A 20152-nucleotide genomic window follows, 5' to 3' on the forward strand; every position below is an offset into this window, starting at 1 on the left:
CTCCCCGGCGCCCCTTTCGGCGCCGGTCGTGTATTCTGCGCCTGAACGCGAACTGCACGGCAGTCGCGATCTCTTGTATCAGTTTTTGTAAATTTATTAGGAATGAACATGATTTTGAAGCCAGCCCGCCTGATCTTAGCCCTGGTCGCCGTTGTAGCGATCCCTGCGTTCGCGCAAAACGTGGCCACCGTGAATGGCAAGGCCATCCCATCGTCGCGCGTCGATCAAGTCGTCAAGCAAGTCGTCGCCCAAGGCAAACAAGCGGATTCGCCGCAACTGCGCGAAGCCATCAAGAAAGACCTGATCGGCCGTGAAGTACTGATCCAGGAAGCCGACAAGCAAGGCTACGGCACGCGTCCGGAAGTCAAGTCGCAAATCGACAATGCCCGTCAAAGCATCATCATCAATGCCCTGCTGGCCGACTACGTCAAGAAAAACCCCGTCAAGGACGCTGAAATCAAGGCCGAGTACGACAAGTTCAAGGCGCAAGCCGGCGACAAGGAATACCATGCACGCCACATCCTGGTAGCCACCGAAGCGGAAGCGAAAGACATCATCGCCAAGCTGAAAGGCGGCGCCAAGTTCGAAGAACTGGCAAAAGTATCGAAAGACGGTTCCGCAGCCAACGGCGGCGACCTGGACTGGGCTAGCCCAGCTTCCTACGTGAAGCCATTCTCCGACGCCATGGTCGCCCTGAAACCAGGCCAGGTCACGCAAACGCCAGTGCAATCGCAATTCGGCTTCCACGTGATCAAGCTGGAAGAAACCCGTCCGACGAAGCTGCCGGCACTGGAAGAAGTCAAGGGTCAAGTGGCCGAGTCGCTGCAACAGAAAAAACTCGCCGCCTACCGCGACGAACTGATGAAAAAGGCCAAGATTCAATAATATTGGATAGGCATGAAAAAGCGCTCCCTGGGGGCGCTTTTTTTACGCCTAAAAAAAGCGAGATGCGATGGATCTACATGCAGAACTGAAAGCCGCGCTGGAAACGGCCGCCGATCCCAGCCGCGCCGCGCCCATGCAAGCCTATATGCGCGACCAGTTCGTGTTCCTGGGCGTGGCAGCGCCGCAGCGCAGGTTGGCCGCCAGGAATTTGCTGACGGGCCTGAAGGGCATCGATCCCGTGACGCTGCTGGAACACGCGCAACGGCTGTGGCAGCAACCGGAACGCGAATACCAGCATGTGGCGCTCGACATGCTGGCACTGCACCGGCGGCAACTACTACCGGAGCACATCCCTGCCCTGCTGGCACTGGCGCGCCAGCGCGCCTGGTGGGACAGCGTCGACGGCATGGCGGGCATCGTCGGCGAGGTGTTGCAAGCGGAACAACAGCGCGGCGGCGACGGCCATGCGCACATGGATGGCACCTTGCACCATGAGGACTTCTGGCTGCGCCGCATCGCCATGCTGCACCAGTTGGGCTGGCGCGGCCACACGGATGCCGCCTGGCTATTTGACGCGGCCCTGGCGCTGGCCCATGAAGACGAGTTTTTCATCCGCAAGGCCATCGGCTGGGCCTTGCGCGACTACGCGCGCCACGCGCCCGAGGCCGTGACGGCGTTTGCCAACATGCACCGCCAGCAACTATCGCCGCTCAGCTACCGCGAAGCGCTGAAGCATCAACCACCTTGAACGCCTGCCCACCGAGCAATCGCAGCGCCGCATCGATGCGCGGTGCGGCATCCCAGGCCGGCACGGGCGCCAGCAAGCCCAGCGCCATCTGCCGCAGCGGCTCGGCGATCACCATGGCCAGCAGCAAGCCGGCCATTTCGTGCCCATCGTGCCCATCGTGCAGCAGCAGATGGCCGCGCGCCGCCTGACGCTGCAGCCACTCGGCCAGCAAGGCCGTGCCCCGCTCGATGCCGTTGCGCTGATACACGGCAAGTAAATCCATTCGAGCGGGAAACTCCGTGCACAGCAGGCGGAACAGGCCCACGGCGTCCGCCGTCAGCACGCGCGCCGCCATCGCCTGCAAGATCTCCTTCAATAAGGGCAGTACTTCGCCAGACGCGGCCGCATCGTGCGCCATGGCCGGCAGGAAGGCATCCGTCCAGCCGCGCACCACCAGGGCCACCAGTTCTTCGCGGTTCGCAGCATATTGATACAGCGACTTTTTTGCCATGCCCGCGTGGCGCGCCACCGCTTCCATGGTCGTGGCCGCATAGCCTTCGTGCAGCAGCAGCCAGGTGGCCGCCTGCACGGCCGCCTCGCGCGCCTCCTCGGGTGGACGCGCCGGACGGCCCCGCCCACGCAAAGCCTTGCTCTCTTCTTCCTGCATGCCGACTCCAAGCTTGATCGATGGGCAATTTTACACTGAAACATATTTAGGAAACGTTATGTGTTTCTTTAATATATAATTGCCTCACCCTAACAAAGGAGAACGACATGACGAAGCATATTGAATTCCCATGGAACATCACCGGCACGGGCGACTTGCTCGACCCATTTCCCCTGCACCTGGAAACGGGCATCGCGCGCCTGGATAATGGCTGCCTGCTGGTGGCGGCGCGCACGGAGCTGCACGGCTGCAGCGGGCGCATGCTGGACTGGTGGTTTACGTTTTTCGAGACGACGCAGCACATCAAGTGGTGGCACCCGCACGATCACGTGGCCCATCACGGCTGGAACAGCGCGTGGAAAAAGGGAGAGAGTTATTACGGCGCCTCGATCGAGGCGGTGGAATCCCTGGGCGACATTCCGCCCGTGAAAGCAAAGCTGAAGTTCCATGATCCAAAAGACGTGTTTGATCCAGCGCAACTGCAGCAGGCCAAGGACAGCGGCGCCCTGTCGGCCGCCATCTGCGCGCGCATCGGCTTCGGCGAGCACGTGCAACTGGACCCGCAAGGCGACCCGCTCGATGGCGAAATGCTGCACTTGACGCGCGACACGCCCACCGGCTGCGTGCTGCGCAGCCGCTTCCTGCTGGGTCGTAACAGCCTCGATCCCGTGCGCGATGTGCCCGATGTGCTTGGCCTGAACCTGCTGCGCCATTGCTACAGCGAATTTACCTATCTGTCGCGCTTCCTGCCGTCGCTGTACTACGGCGAACACGCCAACGGGGAAAAGGCGCCGCTGCCCTGGTAAAACATGACAGGTAAGGCCGCCCCTTATAGCCGCTTGCGCATGCGCGCCAGCGGCAGTTTGATGTCATCGGGCAAGTCCAGATGAAACTCTTCGGTCACGGCAAAACCGCTGGCCAGGTACAAGGGCACGCCGGGCAAGGTGGCGGCCAGTTCAAGCGCACTGAAACCGGCGGCCAGCGCCTGGCGTTCGCAATGGCGCATCAGCATGCTGCCCAGGCCCTGGCGGGCGGCTGCGGGCTCCACAAAGAAGGCGCGGATGCGCCCCGGCTGGCTGGCCGGATCGAGCAGCGGGTCCGGCCCGCTCTTGGCGCGGTCGGCGCCATACAGGGTGGCGCGCCGGCTCCAGCCGCCGCAGGCCAGCATGACGCCATCGCGTTCTATCACGAAATACGTCCTGTCGGCAACGAGCTGCGTATCGACGCCAAACACGTGGCGCGTCACGGCTGCGGCTTGCTCGGGTGTATAAAACCCCGCGCTCAGTGCCACGCCGGAACGGGCGATCAGCGCATTCATGGCAGGCACATCGGCCGGCAGCGCCACGCGCAAGCTGGTCAAGGCGCCAAAGCTGAACCAGGCACGTGCGATGCGTCCCTGCTCCACCTCATACGTCGCCACCAGTTCCTGCGCGGAAACACCGTCCGGCGCGTCGCCATGGACGATTTCATGGTCGATCACCAGCTTGCCGCAGGCGATACGGTTAAGCAACTGCGCCCGCGGTTTGCTGGCCGCGAAACGGTCCGTGAAACGGGGGCCGATTTGCGCGCTGCCCGTGGCCAGCAAGGTATCGGGATGCTGGAATTGCTGTGCGTCATCCGCATAGATGGCCAGCAGGGCAGCCACATCGTGTGCGTTATAAGCGTCGAGTTGGGCCTGGACCAGCGTTGCGGGTGAAATGCGTGTATCGTTGGCAAGCGCCATGCGTGCACCTGTTGTGGAATGGTTGGAAAGTTGCAAAGCGTAACACTGTCGCTCCTGTCGCGGCGCGGTTTGCTGCGATAATTATAAGACTCGTTATAAGATTCGTCCCAAGAGGCATCTTTAAACGTCACCAATCAATCGCAAATCGCAGCAGGAGTAGATATTATGAAATGGGATGGCAATCGCGAAAGCGACAATGTGGAAGACCGCCGTGGTGAAGACAGTGGTGGGGGCGGCGGTGGCGGCGGCTTTGGTTTTGGCGGCCGCTCGATCGGCATCGGCACCATTGTCATCGCCCTCGTCGGCTCGTATGTGCTGGGAGTCAATCCCTTGACCTTGCTGAATTTGCTCAGCGGCGGTGGTGGCCAGGTCAGCACCCAGCAAAGCCAGGCACCGGCGCACCAGCCGCCCGAATCGGACGAGATGGCGCGCTTCGTCAAAACCGTGCTGGCCGATACGGAAGATACGTGGGGCGCCCTGTTCAAGGCCGAAGGCGGCAGCTATGTGAAACCCAAGCTGGTGCTGTTTTCCGGCAGCACGCCGACGGCCTGCGGCACGGGCCAGAGCGCCAGCGGGCCCTTCTACTGCCCCGGTGACCAGAAAGTCTACCTGGACCTCGATTTCTTCAATCTGATGCAGCAGCGCTTCAAGGTCTCGGGCGAATTTGCCGAGGCGTATGTGATCGCCCATGAGGTGGGCCACCACGTACAAAACCTGCTGGGCTTGTCCGAGAAGGTCGACAAGGCGCGCCGCACGCAATCGGAACGCCAGGCCAATGCCATGTCCGTGCGCCTGGAATTGCAGGCCGACTGCTTTGCCGGCGTGTGGGCGTATCACGCGAACCAGGATCGCAAGATCCTCGAACAGGGCGACGTGGAAGCGGCACTGAAGGCGGCCACGGCCATCGGCGACGATGCGCTGCAGCGCCAGTCACAAGGCCATGTCGTGCCCGATTCGTTTACGCACGGCACTTCGGAACAGCGCGTGCGCTGGTTCAGCAAGGGCATCGAAAGCGGCCAGATTTCCCAGTGCAACACGTTTGAAGCGCGCCAGCTGTAAATGGAAGCCATGCATGCCGCCCTGCGGGACGGCATGCGCATCAATCAGGGCACGCTGACGTCGTAGCGCTTGCCCAGTCTTTTCAGTTCGCCGCTGTCGATCAGGCCATTCAACTCCTGGTCGAACTGCAGGCGCAGCTTGTCGAAGGTGGGCGAGCGGGGGAAAGCGAAATAACCGTTTTGTATGTCGATGACTTTGGGTAAAGGTTTCACCTGGCGGCCATAGCCCAGGCGGCCAATCACGGGGTCGGTATTGCGGCGGTTGCTGACGAACACGTCGACGTGATTGTGCACCAGCATCTTCAAGCCATTTTCCACATTGTTGGCCACGCTGACCTGCAAGCCGGGTCGCACACGCTCCCAGTCCGCGCCATAGGCCCAGCCATTGAGCAGCACCACCCGACGGTTCTTCAGCACCGCGTAGTCGCCATCCCAGCCGAAGCTGGCGTCCTGGCGCGCATAAAAGACCATCTGGTCCTGGTAAAACGGCTTGTCGGAAAACGCCATGCTGGCGATACGCTCGGGCGTCTTGTAGGGGCCGATCAGGATATCGGCCTGGCCCTGCACCAGCATGGCTTGCGCGCGGGCCCATGGCACCATGCGAAAACGCACGGTATGACCTGTGCGCGCCGCCATCAGGCGCAGCAGGTCCGCGCCCAGGCCAGCATATTCACCGCTATCCTGGTATTCGAACACGCGCTCGAACTGCGCGCCCACGGCCAGCAGCTCGCGTGCCTGCACTGGCACGGCGAATGCCGGCCACAGCAGCGCCAAAGCCAGCAGGCGCCGCCCTGCCCTGTTCATCAGCCGACGATGCGCAAGGAGTAATCGGTAGCCCGCACATCCTTGGTCAGGCTGCCGATCGAGATGCGGTCCACGCCCGTTTCGGCAATGGCGCGCACGGTGTCGACATTGATGCCGCCCGACGCTTCCAGCAAGGCGCGGCCATTCGTCAAGGCCACGGCTTCGCGCATCATGTCGTTGCTGAAGTTATCGAGCAAGACGGAGACAGCGCCCGCGTCCAGCGCTTCCTGCAATTGCGCCAGGGTTTCCACCTCGATCTGCACGGGCACGCCCGCATCGAGATTGCGCGCATTTTCCAGGGCCTGGCTGACGCCGCCCGCGGCCGCGATATGGTTTTCCTTGATCAGGATGCCATCGTACAGGGCCAGGCGCTGGTTCTTGCCGCCGCCGACGCGCACCGCATACTTTTGCGCCAGGCGCAGGCCAGGCAGGGTCTTGCGCGTGTCGAGGATGGACGCCTTGGTGCCGGCGACCACATCGACGTACTGGCGCGTGGCCGTGGCCACGGCCGACAGCAGTTGCAGGAAATTGAGGGCGCTGCGCTCGGCCGTGAGCAAGGCGCGCGCGGGCGCCTGGATCGTGCAGACGACGCTGTCGGCCGTCATCATGTCGCCTTCGGCGTAATGCCAGGCGATATCGATGCTGCGGTCCAGGCTTTTCATGATGCCTTCGAACCACGGCGCGCCGCACAGCACGGCCGCTTCGCGCACGATGACTCTGGCCGTGACGATATGGTCAGGCGGCACCAGTTCGCCCGTCAGGTCGCACTGGCCCACGTCTTCCAGCAAGGCGGCCAGCAAATTGCCTTCGAACGCGCGCGCCAGGGCCGGATCGAAGGGAGCGAAAGAATTAACGAGGGTACTCATGCTGGACCGATTCCTTGGAACAATGTGGTTTCTTTTGCCAGGTCCGCGCCTGGCTTGAGGCCCGCCTTCTTGGCGGCAGCGAAGTCGAGCATGCGATTGATCGAGCGCACGGCCAGCTGGCCGACGGCGGGATCGACGTGGATTTCGTTGTGCATGTTTTCCAGCGTTTCCGCCAGGTTCAGCAAGCCATTCATGGCCATCCACGGGCAATGCGCGCAGCTCTTGCACGTAGCGCTGTTGCCGGCCGTGGGCGCTTCGATGAAGCGCTTGCCCGGTGCGGCCGCGCGCATCTTGTGCAGGATGCCGTTGTCGGTGGCGACGATGAAGGTATCCGTATCCATGGTTTGCGCTGCCGCAATCATTTGCGACGTTGAACCGACCATGTCGGCCAGCGCCACCACGTTCGCGGGCGACTCCGGATGCACGAGCACCTTGGCTTGCGGATACTCTTCCTTGAGCAGATCGAGTTCGATGCCCTTGAATTCGTCGTGCACCAGGCAGCTACCCTGCCACAGCAGCATGTCGGCGCCCGTTTCCTTCTGGATATACGAACCCAGGTGCTTGTCTGGCGCCCAGAGGATTTTCTTGCCCTGCGCATGCAGGTGGGCAACGATGTCGAGGCCGATGGACGACGTCACCATCCAGTCCGCGCGCGCCTTGACGGCCGCGCTGGTATTGGCGTAGACCACCACCGTGCGATCCGGATGGGCGTCGCAAAAGGCCGTGAATTCGTCCACCGGGCAACCGAGATCGAGCGAACAAGTCGCGTCGAGGTCGGGCATCAGCACGGTTTTCTCGGGACTGAGGATTTTTGCCGTTTCGCCCATGAAGCGCACGCCGGCCACGACCAGGGTCTTGGCCGGATGGTCGCGCCCGAAACGGGCCATTTCCAGGGAATCGGAGACGCAGCCGCCCGTGGCTTCCGCCAGGTCTTGCAGGTCGGCATCAACGTAGTAGTGGGCAACGAGCACGGCTTCGCGCTCGATCAGCAGGCGCTTGATGCGCGTGATCAGTTCGGCTTTTTCAGCCGGGGAAGGCGTCGCTGGCGTGCGTGCCCAGGCGTGGGCAGTGCAGCTGGCTCCGTCTTGTGGATGTTCATACTCGACGGATTTGATGGCTAAAGTTTGCATGGCTGTGTCAAACAAAAACGGGATAGACCGGCACGAACGCAATGAAGCAAGTGCGCCGGAACGAAAAAACCGCGGCGCGTCGGTGTGGTGCTGCCGGATGCGCGACTGGCGCCTCATCCGGCATATTGCCTTAGATATTAATCAATACCCTGGCTCTTCAAATAGTCTTCGTAGTTGCCGCGGTAATCGACCACTTCATCTTCCTTGATCTCGATGATGCGATTGGCCAGCGAAGACACGAATTCGCGGTCATGCGAGACGAAGATCAGGGTGCCCGCGTACTTTTCCAGCGCGATGTTCAAGGACTCGATCGATTCCATGTCCATGTGGTTGGTCGGTTCATCGAGCATCAGCACGTTGTGGCGGCCCAACATCAGCTTGCCGTACATCATGCGGCCCTTTTCACCGCCGGACAACACCTTGACGGCCTTCTTGACATCGTCGCCGCCGAACAGCAAGCGGCCCAGGATGGAACGCACGGCCTGGTCGTCGTCGCCCTCTTTCGTCCACTGGCCGATCCAGTCGGTCAGGTTCGTGTCCTTGGCGAAATCTTCCGTCGGGTCTTGCGGCATGTAGCCGACGTTGGCGTTTTCCGCCCACTTCACGCGGCCTTGATCAGGCTGCAGGCCGGCGATGTCGCCCGCGATGCAGCGCAGCATGGTGGTCTTGCCGGCGCCGTTGGCGCCGATGATGGCGATGCGCTCGCCCGCCTCGACCATGATGCTGAAATTCTTGAACAGCTGGCGGTCAAAACCTTTCGAGATGTTCTCGACTTCCACGGCCAGGCGATGCAATTTCTTTTCGCCGTCGAAACGCACGAACGGATAGGCACGCGACGATGGCTTGATGTCGTCGACCTTGATCTTTTCGATCTGCTTGGCGCGCGACGTGGCCTGGCGGGCCTTGGATTTGTTCGCGGCGAAGCGGCGCACGAATTCCTGCAGCTCCGCAACCTTGTCTTTCGCTTTCGCGTTGTTGGCCAGCTGCTGGTTGCGCGCCTGGGTCGAAGCGAACATGTATTCGTCGTAATTGCCTGGATAAATCTTCAGGGTGCCGTAGTCCATATCAGCCACGTGGGTACAGACCTGGTTCAGGAAGTGGCGATCATGGGAAATGATGATCATGGTGGAGTTGCGCTCGTTGAGCACGTCTTCCAGCCAGCGAATCGTGTTGATATCCAGGTTATTCGTCGGCTCATCGAGCAGCAGGATATCCGGGTTCGAGAACAGCGCCTGCGCCAGCAGCACGCGCAGCTTCCAGCCTGGCGAGACATTGCTCATCGGACCTTGATGCAGCTCGATGGCGACACCGGCGCCCAGCAGCAGTTCGCCGGCGCGCGATTCGGCCGTGTAGCCGTCGTATTCGGAGACTTTGCCTTCCAGATCGGCTGCCTGCATGTAGTCGTCATCCGTTGCTTCCGGATTCGCGTAGATCGCGTCGCGTTGCTGGATGGCGGCCCACATTTCCGTGTGGCCCATCATGACCACGTCGAGGACGCGCATGTCTTCAAACGCAAATTGGTCCTGGCGCAGCTTGCCCAGGCGCTCGTTGGTATCGAGCATGACATTGCCGCCCGACGGGTCCAGGTCGCCGCCCAGGATCTTCATGAACGTCGACTTGCCGCAGCCGTTCGCGCCGATCAAACCATAGCGGTTGCCGTCGCCGAACTTGACGGAGATATTCTCAAACAATGGCTTGGCGCCAAACTGCATCGTAATGTTAGCTGTAGATAGCATGTGATATTGGGTCTTTATTCAGTTAAAACAGCTAGTTAAGTACTTTTCTCCCATTATACAGCACCCACCCTCTTCCCTCTATAGTGGCCGCTGGGGACGGCAGCCGCCGCAATGGCGGATTCACCCTCCGCGCCCCCGCCTCCCCGACCATGACCAGCCGCCGCCTGCGATGATCGCATCCGTACATCGATGGCAAAAAAAATACATTCTCATTGATTTCCTGCCAACAGCTACGCAAATCCTGGCATGATGTTTGGTGCCATTGGCGGCGCGATTGGCGGCACACTGGTGCAAAACGTAGCAGGCTCAACGTCATCGCAATCCCCTGTCGACGTGCTGGCATCCTTCGGCAACTATCTGAAGGACAATTCAATATCGATCGAAACCATCGTCCGCGAGGAATTTGAAACCGTCTGCGCGAGTCGGGGAAAGTCTCGCTTGCCGCCCCAACACCGGAGAATGCCAGCCTGCCGGTGATCACGATCTCCGTGCCGATGTACGGTTTTGGCGTTACGCACCCATTGGGCGCGAACGTCGTTCCCATCTTCAAGATCAGCGCCGCCATGACGGACAACGCAGGCAAGGTGATAATAAAAAAATATTATTGCTAATTCCTCATTTAACAGATACGCTGCCGTGGCACAGTCGGCGCTGACGCGCATGCCGGCACGCCGATATCATTTCTCCCTTTTCACCGCACAGGCATCACTTGAAAAAAATTACCATTGCCGCCGCTGCGGCCGACATTGTCATCGCTGTCACCGTCTACGCTTCGCCGTACTATTCCTTGCACCAGATCGAGACCGCGCTGGCCGAGCGCAACGCCGACGCCCTGGCCGCGCACGTGGACTTCCCCGCCCTGCGCACCAGCGTCAAGACGCAGCTGGAGGCCAGCATGGCCAGCAGCATCGAAGCGACAGCCGGCAGCGGCAACCCGCTGGCCGCCCTGGGCCAGTCGATCGCCAGCGCCATGCTGGGCAAGATGGTCGACACCATGGTCTCGCCTGCCGGCGTCGTCGCGCTGGTCAACAAGAGCGCGGTCAGCCCGCAAGCAGATGCGAATACGAGTGCGAATATGGATGCGCCCGCCGATGGCGCGCAGAAGAAGGCCGACTATTCCGCAGGCTATGCCGGCGTCAACACCTTCGTCGTGCGGGCGAAGGATGGCAATGCGCAGGAAGGCGCGCTGGTCCTGCTTCGCCATGGCGTGTGGGGCTGGAAACTGAGTTCGATCGAGATTGCGTCGGCGATGGCTGGCCGCTAGGGGCGAGCGAGCGGCAGCCTGTCGGGGCTGCCTTGCCCTCCCCGCCCGCCGTTAAAAGGTCATCGGCACCCGGACCGAAATGGAAACGTCCGGGGTGTCGCGCGTCAGACCGGCGCCCACCGACACGTTCAAGCTCCGGTCCTTGCTAAGGCGATACGAAAACCCCATCAGCAAGGTACCAAGCTGCGTGCGCACGGAACCGGGCACGGTCACGCCATTTTGACGCGTGCGTCCAACGCTGCTGTGATCGTAGCCCAGGCTGAGCGACGCCTTTTCATTCAGCGCCAGGCCGATGCCGAAATTCACGCCGAAAATTTTCCCAGGCTCGATGGTGCCCAGAGGTTCGCGCACGCCATTGAGCACCAGGCGGCTGACATCGGTGCGCTTGAAGCTGTGCAGGTAGCTGATGCTGCCAAAGAATACGGCCGGATCAGAGGGAAACAGCCAGGTCAGGCTGGGCTGCAGGGAATAGAAACCGGAGCCGGTGGGCAAGTCCATCGGCAAGCCCGTACCAGTCACATTCTCGCCCACGCAGCGTTGCGTACAATCGGTGACGACCTCGAACGGATCGCGTCCGGTGCGCGACTTGAAGCGCAAGCCGGCCACGTAGTATGGCTTATCGGTGCCGCCATTGTTCAGTTGGTAACGGGCGGCCACCTCGATATCGCCCAAGGCGCGCCCGCTGGTGTCGAAAACCCGCTCTACGGCCGTGCCCGTAAACAGTTCGCGGCTGACGGTGGCATCAGAACGATAGACATAGGGCACCTTGGCTTCGACTTCAAGACGGTTGCTCAAACCGGTACGCACGGCCAGGGCGGCCGTGAAGGTATTGCGCTTGACTTCGCGCACATCGATCAAACCGATCAACAATGCGGGAATAATGGTGTAGCCGACCAGGGCAACCCTATTGCTGGACGAGTAACCGAATTGCATCGACGGTTCCAGCACATATTTTCCCTTGGGCGTCAGCACGCCTGGCTGTTCGAACAGCGGCGCCACCTCAGGCGGCCGGATGGGGGGGCTGGGAGCTTGCCCCACCGGCTGGGGCGTCGATGGCGGCGGCGTCTCTGGAGCGGACGCGGTGTCCTGAACCTCCGCCAGCGACAGATATGCCCCCCGCAAACCCGTGCCCCGCTGCCTGGCCAGGAGGTTATTGTCGAGAGGCGCAGCACCCTGCAGCACCTCAATGCGGTGCTGCTGCTCTTGCATCGATGCACGCAGTAGTTCCAGCTGCTGCCGCTGTTCGGCCAGTTGCGCCTTCAGGCTTGCCAACTGCGCCACCAGATCATCCTGGCCGGTGCCGGGCGATTGCTGGGCCTGAACGGCCGTACACAGCAGCAACGCCGACACACCCATCGTACCGAATCGCAATAAGTAAAGATGCCGCATAGTCTCTCCCGATGACAAGCCCTGCCTGTCAGTAGCCGGCCCTGGCAACACCACCGCAAAGGCCCGGCGCTACTGCACGATGCCGCCCGGGGAATCCAGGCGGCTTGCTGAAAACCCTATTTGGGACCTGCCACCGTGCTTAGCGCATTTTGCAAGGTGTCCTGAAAGTTCGCCAACTTCAGCAATGCAAGACTGTTCACGCTGCTATTGACGATCGTCTGGGTGCGCAAGACCTGGTCATTCAAGCTGTTCTGGATCACGGTGGCGGCCATCGTTTGCGCCATCGGGCCTGGTGAGAATACGTTGCCGGCGCCATTTTGCAAGACATTCATCGACGTGATTGCCGTACGCGCCAGGCTCGCTTCCTCGACGCTCAGGTGCGCCACATCGGCAATCGTGAACGCCACGCTGGAAACCACGTTGCCATTGATGCTGACCAGGCGCTCGATTCCCAAAGACAGGCTCAAGCCACCTGGCATGTCGAAGCCGCCCCGTGCCTGCTCCAGCGTTTCCTCGCTGACCGCCGTCCATCCCGCTTCCGGCAGTGCAGCGTGAGCATTCTGCGCGGCAACAAGCAGGCACGCCAGGCTGGCAGCCATCCACCGCTCTTTCTTGTGCATACATCCTCCAGCGCGGCGTTTGCCCGCCATTAAAAATTCCCACCATCATTCTTCGGCATGGTGACCTGATCGAGGCCGCTGCGGCTGATCGCCATCCCCAGTGGCGCTTGCGGCGCCGCACGCCAGTCATCGACATCGTTGAAGCGGGCCTCCTGCATTGCCACCTCAGCCGCCGCCGGGCCCGGTGTGGCAGGCGTCGCGCGTCCATGGATCACAAACAGCAAACGGCCCTGCCAGATCGCCTCGAAACCGGCGCGCGGCATGGCCCGCGTGCCGCCGGCCGGATCACCGATCAACACGCGGCTCTGGTTCAGCCCCTTGACCACGACAAAATGCCGGTAGCCTTTCTCGGCCACCAGCACGATGGCGGGAAAGCCCGCCTCGACCAACTTATCCAGCGGCAACTGAAACCCGTCGGCCAGAAAGCCTCGGGTCCCAAGGAAACGCTTAATATCGAGCAAGGAAAATCCTTCGCGGCGGATCTTTTGCTGATCACCTTGCTGGTACATTTGCTCAAAAACAAACTCCTCCGTCACAGGATCGGCGTAATGATGGGTCAGCAGGGTGGCCACCGCGGCGGAGCCACAACTGAAGTCGTATTGCTGATGCAAGGTGCGCTGGAAACGCGCCTCGCGCATGCTGATAACTGGCACATCAAAGCGCGCGCTGCCGAAGGCGCCGATATCGGCCGCGCCAGCGTCTGGGGATGCCAGCCCGCCAAGCAAGGGCAGGCACAGCATGAACAGCGAGAATGTGCTGGATATCGTCATGCCTAGCGCAACTGCAAATTGATGATGGTGGCGTTCTGGATCAACACATTGGCGCCCGAGTTCTGAATGACGATCGGGATGCCGGAAGCGTTGGCAAACGCGGCGCCATCGATGGTGTTGGCCCCCGTGCTGATGTAGCTGGCCGAGTTACCAGTGACAAAGCCACTCAGGCGCGCTTCATTGGTAACGGTATCGGTGCCGCCACGCGCCTGATCCAGCGCGTATTCGCCAGCGGGCCGGCCAAGGCTCCCGGCAAAGGTTCTATCCGCCGTCAACGGCATCAGCGCCGTCAGCGAAGTGTTCGTCAGAGCAATAATCTGTAGACTCAACTCTGGCCCGGCAAGCAAGGGCAGCGCCCTTGCTTCCTGTGCAGCCATGGCGCCTGTGGAAAGACAGACCAGGCTGGCACAGCATATCGAATGAAAAAAAAGGCGCATGCTCATCCCCTTGTTCATGACTTGCGATGCTCCGCCGCAGCATTGCCGCGGCGGAGCCTGACACCAAGCAACCGCTAGCTTAGTGTCCCACTGCCAGATTGGCCTGCACCGTCACACTTTGCTGTATCAGCGAAGAAATACCGCTGTTCTGGCTGATGACCAGCAAGCCGGCCGCCGACTGCGCGGTACCGGTCATGGTGTTGGACATGTCGAAGGTGCCTGCATTGACAGCCACCGTACCGCCAGCACCACCCGTGCCGCCAGCGCCCGCACCGCCTGTTGCCGCGCCGGCAGTGTTCGTGCCACCGCTACCGGCAGCGCCACCGGTATTGCCGCCGCCGCCGGCACCGCCAGCGCCGCCAGCACCGGCATTGGCGCTGCCGTTCGAAGGCGAACCGTTTGTTGCGCTGCCATTGCTGGAACTGCCGCCAGCCGCACCGGCGCCACCCGTGTTTTGCGCCAGCCCGCTGCTGCCACCACTGCCGCCCGCCGCACCAGCGGCGCCGCTGCCGCCAGTGCTGGTACCACCCGCACCGGCACCACCGGCACCACCGGCACCGCCAGTTGCCGCGGCCCCGGCGCCACCCGTACTCGTCAATGCAGCGCCAGCACCACCGGCACCTGAGCCACTTCCGCCGCCTGCGGCACCTGCACCCGCTGTATTGGTGCCACCGGCACCACCGGCACCGCCCGTCCCAGTACCACCGGTGGAAGTGGAGACGCCACCACCCGCATTCCTGGCGTGGCTGTTGGCACTGCCGCTACCGCCATCGCCGCCAGCGGCGCTACGGCTGTAGCCACCGTCGCCACCTGCACCGCCGATGGATTGGCCGCTATCGCCGCCGTTGCCGCCTGACGTGCGGCCAGTATCGCCGCCAGCGCCGCCCGTGGCACTGCCTGCCAAGCCACCCCTGCCGCCGTTGCCGCCATAGATATCACCACCGGCCGCACCGCGACCACCTGCGCCGCCTGCTCCGCCAGCACCGGCGTCCCCGCTACTGGCATTCTTGGCCAGTCCGCCTGCGCCACCTGCACCGGCCGTGCTGTCGCCCACGACCGCTGCGCCATTGATGGCACTGCCATTCCTGGCGTTTCCACCGCTCGCACCCGCGGCACCTGCGCCACCGGTGGCGTCGCCGCCCGAGCCGCCCTTGCCAAAGGCGCTGCCGCCCAGTGCACTGCCGCCAATGCCACCCTTGCCTGTACCACCGTTGGTATTGCCACTATTGGTGGCGTAATTGCCGATGTTACTGACCTGGTTGCCCGACACCGCGCCACTCAGGGTGCTCGCTGCCGTTGCCGTCGAAGTATTGAAGGCATTTGCCGCGCTACTGGTGCTGGTGCCGCCATTGTTTGCTGCGGATGCGCCCAGCGCACTGGCATTCGCGTTGCCGCTGCTATTGTTTTGCCCTGTGCTCTTGTCGTTATTCTGGTCCGAGTTATTATCTTGCGTAGCGGTGGAATGCCCGTTCGCCCCGGGCCCGGCGCCAGACAGTGTCGTGGTGTTGCTCGCCGTCTGGGTATTGACACCCGTGACATCATCGACCCTGGTCGAGCCATTGTTCTGGGCATGGACGCTGAAGCTAAAGGCCAGCGTGATCGCTGCCGCTATGAGAGTTTTTTTCATTGCAGTTCCTCTTTAAAAGTTAATCAGGATGCTGGCACCAGACTGACTCGTCGGGTCCATAGCTTCACAGCAAATTTGGTGCCAGCGATAAAGCACTGAGCCAAGCCATTGAATTACAACGCCTTATTCGATGAGCTTCGGCTTACAGGGCATTCCCCTAGGAAACTTGGCAAACAAAAAACGAAAAACTGTCACAGCTGTGCGCCACCCACTTTTCAGAACCGCCTTGCAAAAACAGAAATACTCATTTAAAATCAAGCACTTGCAGAACATCATACCCGTCCTGCGACTGTATCAATCATGTTACACCGTTTTCGCTACGGCTATCCACACGCAGGACAAAGAACGTCCCCTGAGGCGTCAGGTTCAACATTCGATATTGAGCTTTTTGATCATCCGGTACAGCGTCATGCGAGACACGCCCAGATCGCGTGCGGCCTTGCTGACATTGCTGCCGGCACTGGCCAGGCATGCCTGCACGGCGTCACGGTCCGAGCGCAAGCGAATACTGCCGAGTGCGACATCGGCGCCTGGCGCGTCCGCAACGGACAAGCCCAGGTCTTGCGGCATGATCGCCCGGCCTTCCGCCATCACCATGGCGCGTCGCACCCGGTTGATCAATTCGCGCACATTGCCCGGCCAGGCATAATTGCAAATCGCCTCGACGGCAGCGTTGCTGAAGCCTTTGACCATCGGCGCCCGCTCCGCCACATAGGTGGCAAAAAAATGATTTGCCAGCAACATCAAGTCTTCCTTCCTGTCGCGCAAAGGAGGGACATCGAGCGCCAGCACATTGAGCCGGTAGTACAAATCCTCGCGAAATTTCCCCTGCTGCACTGCCTCCAGCAAATTGACATGCGAAGCAGCAATGACGCGCGCGTCAACAGCAGTGCTCTGCGTGGCGCCGACACGGTAAATCGTTTTTTCCTGTAGAAAGCGCAGCAAATTGGTTTGCAGGGGGAGCGGCAAGTCGCCTATCTCGTCAAGAAATATCGTGCCTCCGGCCGCTGACTCGATCAAGCCCCGCTTGTCGCGCGTGGCTCCCGTGAAGGCGCCCCGTTCATGGCCAAACAGCTCCGATTGCGCCAGGCCGGCCGGAATGGCGCCACAGTTGATGGGCACGAAGGGACCTGCCGCCCGCGCTGAATGGACATGTATGGCTTGCGCTGCCAGTTCCTTGCCACTGCCCGACTCGCCCCAGATCAGCACCGGCGCGCTGGCAGCAGCGACCTTGATTATCTGGCGCCGCAAACGGCCAATGGCGACGCCATTGCCCTTGAGCGCCATATCAGCCTGTTCCAGCGCGCACAGAGGCGCGTCCGGCATCTCGCGCAAAGTGGCGTAGCCGTAGGCATGGCCCAGGGTATGTCGCAGCCGCAGCATGTCGACAGGCAAAGTGTGGTAATCATGGCAATGGTCACGGACCAAGCGCCGGCATGCGGCCGTCTGCAAAGCGGGTGGTGGAAAAATGCCCACCCATTGCATCTCCCAATGATGATGCAAGAAACTGTCGATTTCTCCCAGCCCGTCGAACGAAGAAATCAAGACGCCAACCGGAAAGGTCTGCGTGCGCAGCGCACGTGCCGCAGCCGCCAGGCCTGTCACGGTACAGACTTGCCAGCCTTCCCACGCCACAGCAAACTGCTGCATGCCTGCCCCATGCAGCAAACCATTGCCACTCAAATCAATACACAATAACTGTCGTTTCAACATCCAGCCTCCAAAGGGACTGTGATCGTCAGAAAACATCGCGCCACTGCGTCCCGCAAGAAGAAGCGCCCTGCAGGGCAGCCAGATAAGCTGTCGCACTCATGCAAACCTATCGTGCTTTTCAGAAACCCACATGGCGCGATCAGCAAAATAAAAACAGGCAGCTTGCACAGTCAACTATCCGCAACGAATGGCATCCTTAAGAATCAATGACTCAAGATAAGGACCGGCAAAGAGACGCACACGATGGAACAGCTCTCTGGCAGGGTAGCGAGATTTGTGTATATCTGTGACAATCTTATTGATGTATATCACTGTGATGCTAAAAAATACTTTTCTTTTTTAGCGATTATATATTTTTTACCACAGCGCATTTTCCATAGACGTCAAATCAGCACAAATAATTTCAATTTAGAAATTCCAACGTCTCCATACCAATATACACTGCCGTTTTCCAGAGATGGTGTTTGCGCGCCTCCACGATATCCCATGCTGACAAAACATGTTTTTACGCTGGCCATCACCGCCTGCCTCGCCAACACGGGTCTGGCTGCCGGCCCCCTTGAGCACGCCGAGCGCAGCCACTCCGTCGCCTCGCGCATGCAGGCGGAAACGTCGAAGGCCGCCGATCCCGATGCCCCCGCGCCGCTGCCCGTTCCCAGCGACATCTCGCTGGCCGAGCTGGAGCGCCGCCTGGCATTGGGCCAGGCGCAGGCCGCTGAAAAACACCATACCAGCGCGCTCGACCCGGCCGCGCTGACGGCCTTGGCGCGGCAGATGGATTGCCAGGATATCGCCGGCGTTCAGCCGTTCGGCTTCCCGCTGGATCAGACGCATCCCACCGTCCTGAGCGGCGCCCACCTGCTGGCCCGCTGCCCGGAGCGGGCTTACGTGACGATCACGGCAATGTCGATGGCGGGCAAGACGGGCAAGCGCGCGACCATATCGGCGCAATCGTTCAATCAGCGCGTCGATGGCAGGCCCGCGCGGCGCCTGTATTACAAGGCGCCCAACGGCCGCCAGAAGGAAACGCTGACCATCATCGACGGCAGTTATGTATATGCGCTCGAGTACTGGTCGCTCGATGATGGCAAGCAGCCCGGCATCGCGGGAGAACGGCGGCTTGAAAAAGTATCTTCGTTGCCCCCCGCCCAGCCTCGCGGCGGCGCGCACGATGTGCTGGCATGGCCGGAAATGAGATAAGCAATGAATTCCAACAAGATCATCAGGACAGCAAGAAATGCCGTCGCCATCACTAGCACCGTGCTGGGGACAGCGGGCTTATATGCTTTTTTGATCGCGTCCCTGTGCCGCATGTTCTTTGACATGACGTCAGGCACGGCTCTTACGTGGATCGGTGGCCCGCTGTTTGTTGTGTTTGGTATTCTGGGGGCTATATTTTTGCCAGACAGCTTGCGCAAGGCAAACATCATCGACTAGCGGCGGCAAGCATGCCGCCGCTAGTGGCAAGGCCCGCTTACATGCCCAAGGACTTGAGCAGGTCGGCGTTGTCGTCGTCTTCCGGTTCCGCTGCAGGCGCCGGGGCGGCATCCCGTTCGCGGTTCGCGTATTCCGTATCCATCAGCGAATCGGCATCGACTTCGCGCGAATCGAAATCATGCAACTTGATGAACTCGGTACGGTCGATCGCCAGTTCCAGATAGAAAATATTGTTCTTTTCCGTGTAGAAAGTAACGCGGCGCATTTCCGGGCGGTCCAGCGGCGTGTCGACGCTGAGCATCACCTGCTTGTTCAGCACCAGCATCTTCGGCTGGCTCTGGGTGATATTCGTTTGCAGCTCGCGCCGTACCTTGCCCGTGAAGTCGCCCACGATCTGGTTCATCAGCTCGCCCATGATGTTCGACACTTCGTCCGACGTGTAAAAACTGGCCAGCTCCGACTTCGGCATACCCATGTGCAACATGTAGCGCTCGTAGATTTCCATCGCCGTATCGGCGGCAAAATTGAGCACCACCAGGCCCGTGAAACCACCATCGAACATCACGAAGCAACCGATGTCCGGCTTCAGGCCGGTCTTGGTGATGCGCTGCACCATGCCTGAATAATTGACTTTACTTTGCGTTGCAACGTTGAGCACCCGAACCACCGAGTTGCACAAACTCATCAACAAATCTTCTGTACCGTACACAACATCCTTTTCTGCATCCATGAGCAACCTCTCCTACTATTTTAAAGATGACAGCACTGTTCCCTGCCCACCGCGAGCCGAAACATGACCATTTCGCTCAGCAAGCGGACGACTTCACCTTTGCATGTCTGACCTTGCCTGGCAGCGCGCACCGCGTTGCCGCCGGCACGAACCGCCCTCTTACCTTTTTCTGTATAGAAATAAGTATCAGATGCGCAGAATACCCAGATGTAACATTTCCGTCCAGCCATACCTGCATTTACTTGACGATCTGTGCGGAAATACCATATCTGGCCTGGGCACGGACGGCGGCACAGGAAATAGTAACTAAAAATCAAGTGCGCGCAAGACCACAGTGCTGACCAGCAGATCACGGCTCAGATAAGCGAAGGCGCGCTGGCCGATGCGCAGGCGGTGCGTGTCGAAGATGGCCAGCAAATCGCCACCCGGCCCCTGATTCAGGCTGTGCAAGGCCGTCACGGTGATGCGGCAGGTCTTTTCCGCCCCGAAAACGGTCAAATGAAAGCGGATTGCGTCGCCCGCCGCTTCGAGCGCGATGCTGTCGCGCAGGATCTCATAGGGCATGGATG

The 20152-nt window shown here is 60.8% G+C and carries 21 protein-coding genes; 7 read left to right on the forward strand and 14 right to left on the reverse strand.

The window, feature by feature from the left end; all coding sequences use genetic code 11:
* The first annotated feature begins 108 nt into the window (after positions 1-108).
* Both ACQ4WY_RS01615 and ACQ4WY_RS01620 read left to right on the forward strand, forming a co-directional pair.
* The gene (locus ACQ4WY_RS01615) at positions 109-885 is read left to right on the forward strand and encodes a peptidylprolyl isomerase (protein ID WP_034756072.1); all 777 of its coding nucleotides are present in this window, start codon (positions 109-111) and stop codon (positions 883-885) included.
* A gap of 67 nt (positions 886-952) precedes the next feature.
* The gene (locus ACQ4WY_RS01620; RefSeq protein ID WP_436502526.1) at positions 953-1633 is read left to right on the forward strand and encodes a DNA alkylation repair protein; all 681 of its coding nucleotides are present in this window, start codon (positions 953-955) and stop codon (positions 1631-1633) included.
* Here ACQ4WY_RS01620 and ACQ4WY_RS01625 read toward each other — a convergent pair.
* Complete coding sequence (locus tag ACQ4WY_RS01625) at positions 1596-2279, reverse strand: TetR/AcrR family transcriptional regulator (RefSeq protein ID WP_436502527.1); 684 nt, start codon at positions 2277-2279, stop codon at positions 1596-1598. The two genes, ACQ4WY_RS01620 and ACQ4WY_RS01625, sit on opposite strands and share 38 nt — an antisense overlap.
* Positions 2280-2386: 107 nt before the next feature.
* Here ACQ4WY_RS01625 and ACQ4WY_RS01630 point away from each other — a divergent pair, with 107 nt between their 5' ends.
* The gene (locus ACQ4WY_RS01630) at positions 2387-3085 is read left to right on the forward strand and encodes a DAPG hydrolase family protein (protein ID WP_436502528.1); all 699 of its coding nucleotides are present in this window, start codon (positions 2387-2389) and stop codon (positions 3083-3085) included.
* A gap of 23 nt (positions 3086-3108) precedes the next feature.
* Here ACQ4WY_RS01630 and ACQ4WY_RS01635 read toward each other — a convergent pair whose 3' ends face one another.
* Positions 3109-4002: a GNAT family N-acetyltransferase gene (locus tag ACQ4WY_RS01635; RefSeq protein ID WP_436502529.1), complete on the reverse strand. Its 894-nt coding sequence runs from the start codon at positions 4000-4002 to the stop codon at positions 3109-3111.
* Between the two features lie 165 nt (positions 4003-4167).
* Here ACQ4WY_RS01635 and ypfJ point away from each other — a divergent pair, with 165 nt between their 5' ends.
* Positions 4168-5061: a KPN_02809 family neutral zinc metallopeptidase gene (gene ypfJ / locus ACQ4WY_RS01640; protein ID WP_436502530.1), complete on the forward strand. Its 894-nt coding sequence runs from the start codon at positions 4168-4170 to the stop codon at positions 5059-5061.
* A gap of 44 nt (positions 5062-5105) precedes the next feature.
* Here ypfJ and ACQ4WY_RS01645 read toward each other — a convergent pair whose 3' ends face one another.
* From ACQ4WY_RS01645 to ACQ4WY_RS01660, 4 genes are all read right to left on the reverse strand, one after another.
* Positions 5106-5864, reverse strand: a complete 759-nt coding sequence (locus ACQ4WY_RS01645) for a substrate-binding periplasmic protein (protein WP_436502531.1) — start codon at positions 5862-5864, stop codon at positions 5106-5108.
* Entirely contained in the window at positions 5864-6730 is an 867-nt protein-coding gene (nadC, locus tag ACQ4WY_RS01650) for a carboxylating nicotinate-nucleotide diphosphorylase (RefSeq protein WP_436502532.1), read from the reverse strand. Before nadC ends, ACQ4WY_RS01645 begins: the two co-directional genes overlap by 1 nt.
* Positions 6727-7860 carry a quinolinate synthase NadA gene (gene nadA, locus ACQ4WY_RS01655; RefSeq protein ID WP_133991278.1) on the reverse strand — a complete coding sequence of 378 codons (1134 nt, stop codon included), beginning with the start codon at positions 7858-7860 and terminating at the stop codon, positions 6727-6729. The genes nadC and nadA overlap by 4 nt, the downstream gene beginning before the upstream one ends.
* Positions 7861-7997: 137 nt before the next feature.
* Positions 7998-9596 (reverse strand): ABC-F family ATPase, encoded by a 1599-nt coding sequence (locus ACQ4WY_RS01660; RefSeq protein WP_436474397.1) that lies wholly within the window; start codon positions 9594-9596, stop codon positions 7998-8000.
* A gap of 709 nt (positions 9597-10305) precedes the next feature.
* On the opposite strand from ACQ4WY_RS01660, the gene ACQ4WY_RS01665 reads away from it, so the two are divergent.
* Entirely contained in the window at positions 10306-10860 is a 555-nt protein-coding gene (locus tag ACQ4WY_RS01665; protein WP_436502533.1) for a DUF2939 domain-containing protein, read from the forward strand.
* A gap of 51 nt (positions 10861-10911) precedes the next feature.
* Here the strand turns inward: ACQ4WY_RS01665 and ACQ4WY_RS01670 are convergent, their stop codons facing one another.
* The 6 genes from ACQ4WY_RS01670 to ACQ4WY_RS01695 form a co-directional block, all read right to left on the reverse strand.
* Entirely contained in the window at positions 10912-12249 is a 1338-nt protein-coding gene (locus ACQ4WY_RS01670; RefSeq protein WP_436502534.1) for a transporter, read from the reverse strand.
* A 116-nt stretch (positions 12250-12365) separates the two neighbouring features.
* Positions 12366-12869 carry a hypothetical protein gene (locus ACQ4WY_RS01675; protein WP_436502535.1) on the reverse strand — a complete coding sequence of 168 codons (504 nt, stop codon included), beginning with the start codon at positions 12867-12869 and terminating at the stop codon, positions 12366-12368.
* Positions 12870-12898: 29 nt separating this feature from the next.
* On the reverse strand, positions 12899-13609 hold the full coding sequence (locus ACQ4WY_RS01680) for a C39 family peptidase (RefSeq protein ID WP_436504378.1): 711 nt from the start codon (positions 13607-13609) through the stop codon (positions 12899-12901).
* Positions 13610-13641: 32 nt separating this feature from the next.
* Entirely contained in the window at positions 13642-13968 is a 327-nt protein-coding gene (locus tag ACQ4WY_RS01685) for a hypothetical protein (protein ID WP_436502536.1), read from the reverse strand.
* A 187-nt stretch (positions 13969-14155) separates the two neighbouring features.
* The gene (locus tag ACQ4WY_RS01690; protein WP_436502537.1) at positions 14156-15703 is read right to left on the reverse strand and encodes a hypothetical protein; all 1548 of its coding nucleotides are present in this window, start codon (positions 15701-15703) and stop codon (positions 14156-14158) included.
* 366 nt (positions 15704-16069) lie between these two features.
* Positions 16070-17353 carry a sigma-54 interaction domain-containing protein gene (locus ACQ4WY_RS01695; RefSeq protein ID WP_436502538.1) on the reverse strand — a complete coding sequence of 428 codons (1284 nt, stop codon included), beginning with the start codon at positions 17351-17353 and terminating at the stop codon, positions 16070-16072.
* A 549-nt stretch (positions 17354-17902) separates the two neighbouring features.
* Between ACQ4WY_RS01695 and ACQ4WY_RS01700 the strand changes: the two genes are divergently transcribed.
* Together ACQ4WY_RS01700 and ACQ4WY_RS01705 are read left to right on the forward strand one after the other, a co-directional pair.
* Positions 17903-18616 carry a hypothetical protein gene (locus tag ACQ4WY_RS01700; RefSeq protein WP_436502539.1) on the forward strand — a complete coding sequence of 238 codons (714 nt, stop codon included), beginning with the start codon at positions 17903-17905 and terminating at the stop codon, positions 18614-18616.
* A gap of 3 nt (positions 18617-18619) precedes the next feature.
* Entirely contained in the window at positions 18620-18853 is a 234-nt protein-coding gene (locus ACQ4WY_RS01705) for a hypothetical protein (RefSeq protein WP_436502540.1), read from the forward strand.
* Between the two features lie 37 nt (positions 18854-18890).
* Here the strand turns inward: ACQ4WY_RS01705 and ACQ4WY_RS01710 are convergent, their stop codons facing one another.
* The gene (locus tag ACQ4WY_RS01710) at positions 18891-19583 is read right to left on the reverse strand and encodes a DUF3334 family protein (protein WP_101481424.1); all 693 of its coding nucleotides are present in this window, start codon (positions 19581-19583) and stop codon (positions 18891-18893) included.
* Between the two features lie 306 nt (positions 19584-19889).
* Positions 19890-20147: a DUF1488 family protein gene (locus ACQ4WY_RS01715; protein WP_436502541.1), complete on the reverse strand. Its 258-nt coding sequence runs from the start codon at positions 20145-20147 to the stop codon at positions 19890-19892.
* Between the last annotated feature and the right edge of the window lie 5 nt (positions 20148-20152).

It is taken from the genome of Janthinobacterium salmonicoloratum (assembly GCF_051380845.1).
GTDB classification, from domain to species: domain Bacteria; phylum Pseudomonadota; class Gammaproteobacteria; order Burkholderiales; family Burkholderiaceae_D; genus Janthinobacterium; species Janthinobacterium lividum_F.

Bases quoted from the DNA above. Each gene is read 5' to 3' on its own strand.
- ACQ4WY_RS01620 (WP_436502526.1), top strand. From the start codon at position 953: ATGGATCTACATGCAGAACTGAAAGCCGCGCTGGAAACGGCCGCCGAT.
- ACQ4WY_RS01670 (WP_436502534.1), bottom strand. From the start codon at position 12,249: ATGCGGCATCTTTACTTATTGCGATTCGGTACGATGGGTGTGTCGGCG.
- ACQ4WY_RS01710 (WP_101481424.1), bottom strand. From the start codon at position 19,583: ATGGATGCAGAAAAGGATGTTGTGTACGGTACAGAAGATTTGTTGATG.
- ACQ4WY_RS01630 (WP_436502528.1), top strand. From the start codon at position 2,387: ATGACGAAGCATATTGAATTCCCATGGAACATCACCGGCACGGGCGAC.
- ypfJ (WP_436502530.1), top strand. From the start codon at position 4,168: ATGAAATGGGATGGCAATCGCGAAAGCGACAATGTGGAAGACCGCCGT.
- ACQ4WY_RS01675 (WP_436502535.1), bottom strand. From the start codon at position 12,869: ATGCACAAGAAAGAGCGGTGGATGGCTGCCAGCCTGGCGTGCCTGCTT.
- ACQ4WY_RS01615 (WP_034756072.1), top strand. From the start codon at position 109: ATGATTTTGAAGCCAGCCCGCCTGATCTTAGCCCTGGTCGCCGTTGTA.
- ACQ4WY_RS01645 (WP_436502531.1), bottom strand. From the start codon at position 5,864: ATGAACAGGGCAGGGCGGCGCCTGCTGGCTTTGGCGCTGCTGTGGCCG.
- ACQ4WY_RS01715 (WP_436502541.1), bottom strand. From the start codon at position 20,147: ATGCCCTATGAGATCCTGCGCGACAGCATCGCGCTCGAAGCGGCGGGC.
- ACQ4WY_RS01625 (WP_436502527.1), bottom strand. From the start codon at position 2,279: ATGCAGGAAGAAGAGAGCAAGGCTTTGCGTGGGCGGGGCCGTCCGGCG.
- nadA (WP_133991278.1), bottom strand. From the start codon at position 7,860: ATGCAAACTTTAGCCATCAAATCCGTCGAGTATGAACATCCACAAGAC.
- ACQ4WY_RS01690 (WP_436502537.1), bottom strand. From the start codon at position 15,703: ATGAAAAAAACTCTCATAGCGGCAGCGATCACGCTGGCCTTTAGCTTC.
- ACQ4WY_RS01700 (WP_436502539.1), top strand. From the start codon at position 17,903: ATGCTGACAAAACATGTTTTTACGCTGGCCATCACCGCCTGCCTCGCC.
- ACQ4WY_RS01705 (WP_436502540.1), top strand. From the start codon at position 18,620: ATGAATTCCAACAAGATCATCAGGACAGCAAGAAATGCCGTCGCCATC.
- ACQ4WY_RS01695 (WP_436502538.1), bottom strand. From the start codon at position 17,353: ATGCAGCAGTTTGCTGTGGCGTGGGAAGGCTGGCAAGTCTGTACCGTG.
- ACQ4WY_RS01660 (WP_436474397.1), bottom strand. From the start codon at position 9,596: ATGCTATCTACAGCTAACATTACGATGCAGTTTGGCGCCAAGCCATTG.
- ACQ4WY_RS01635 (WP_436502529.1), bottom strand. From the start codon at position 4,002: ATGGCGCTTGCCAACGATACACGCATTTCACCCGCAACGCTGGTCCAG.
- ACQ4WY_RS01680 (WP_436504378.1), bottom strand. From the start codon at position 13,609: ATGCTGTGCCTGCCCTTGCTTGGCGGGCTGGCATCCCCAGACGCTGGC.
- nadC (WP_436502532.1), bottom strand. From the start codon at position 6,730: ATGAGTACCCTCGTTAATTCTTTCGCTCCCTTCGATCCGGCCCTGGCG.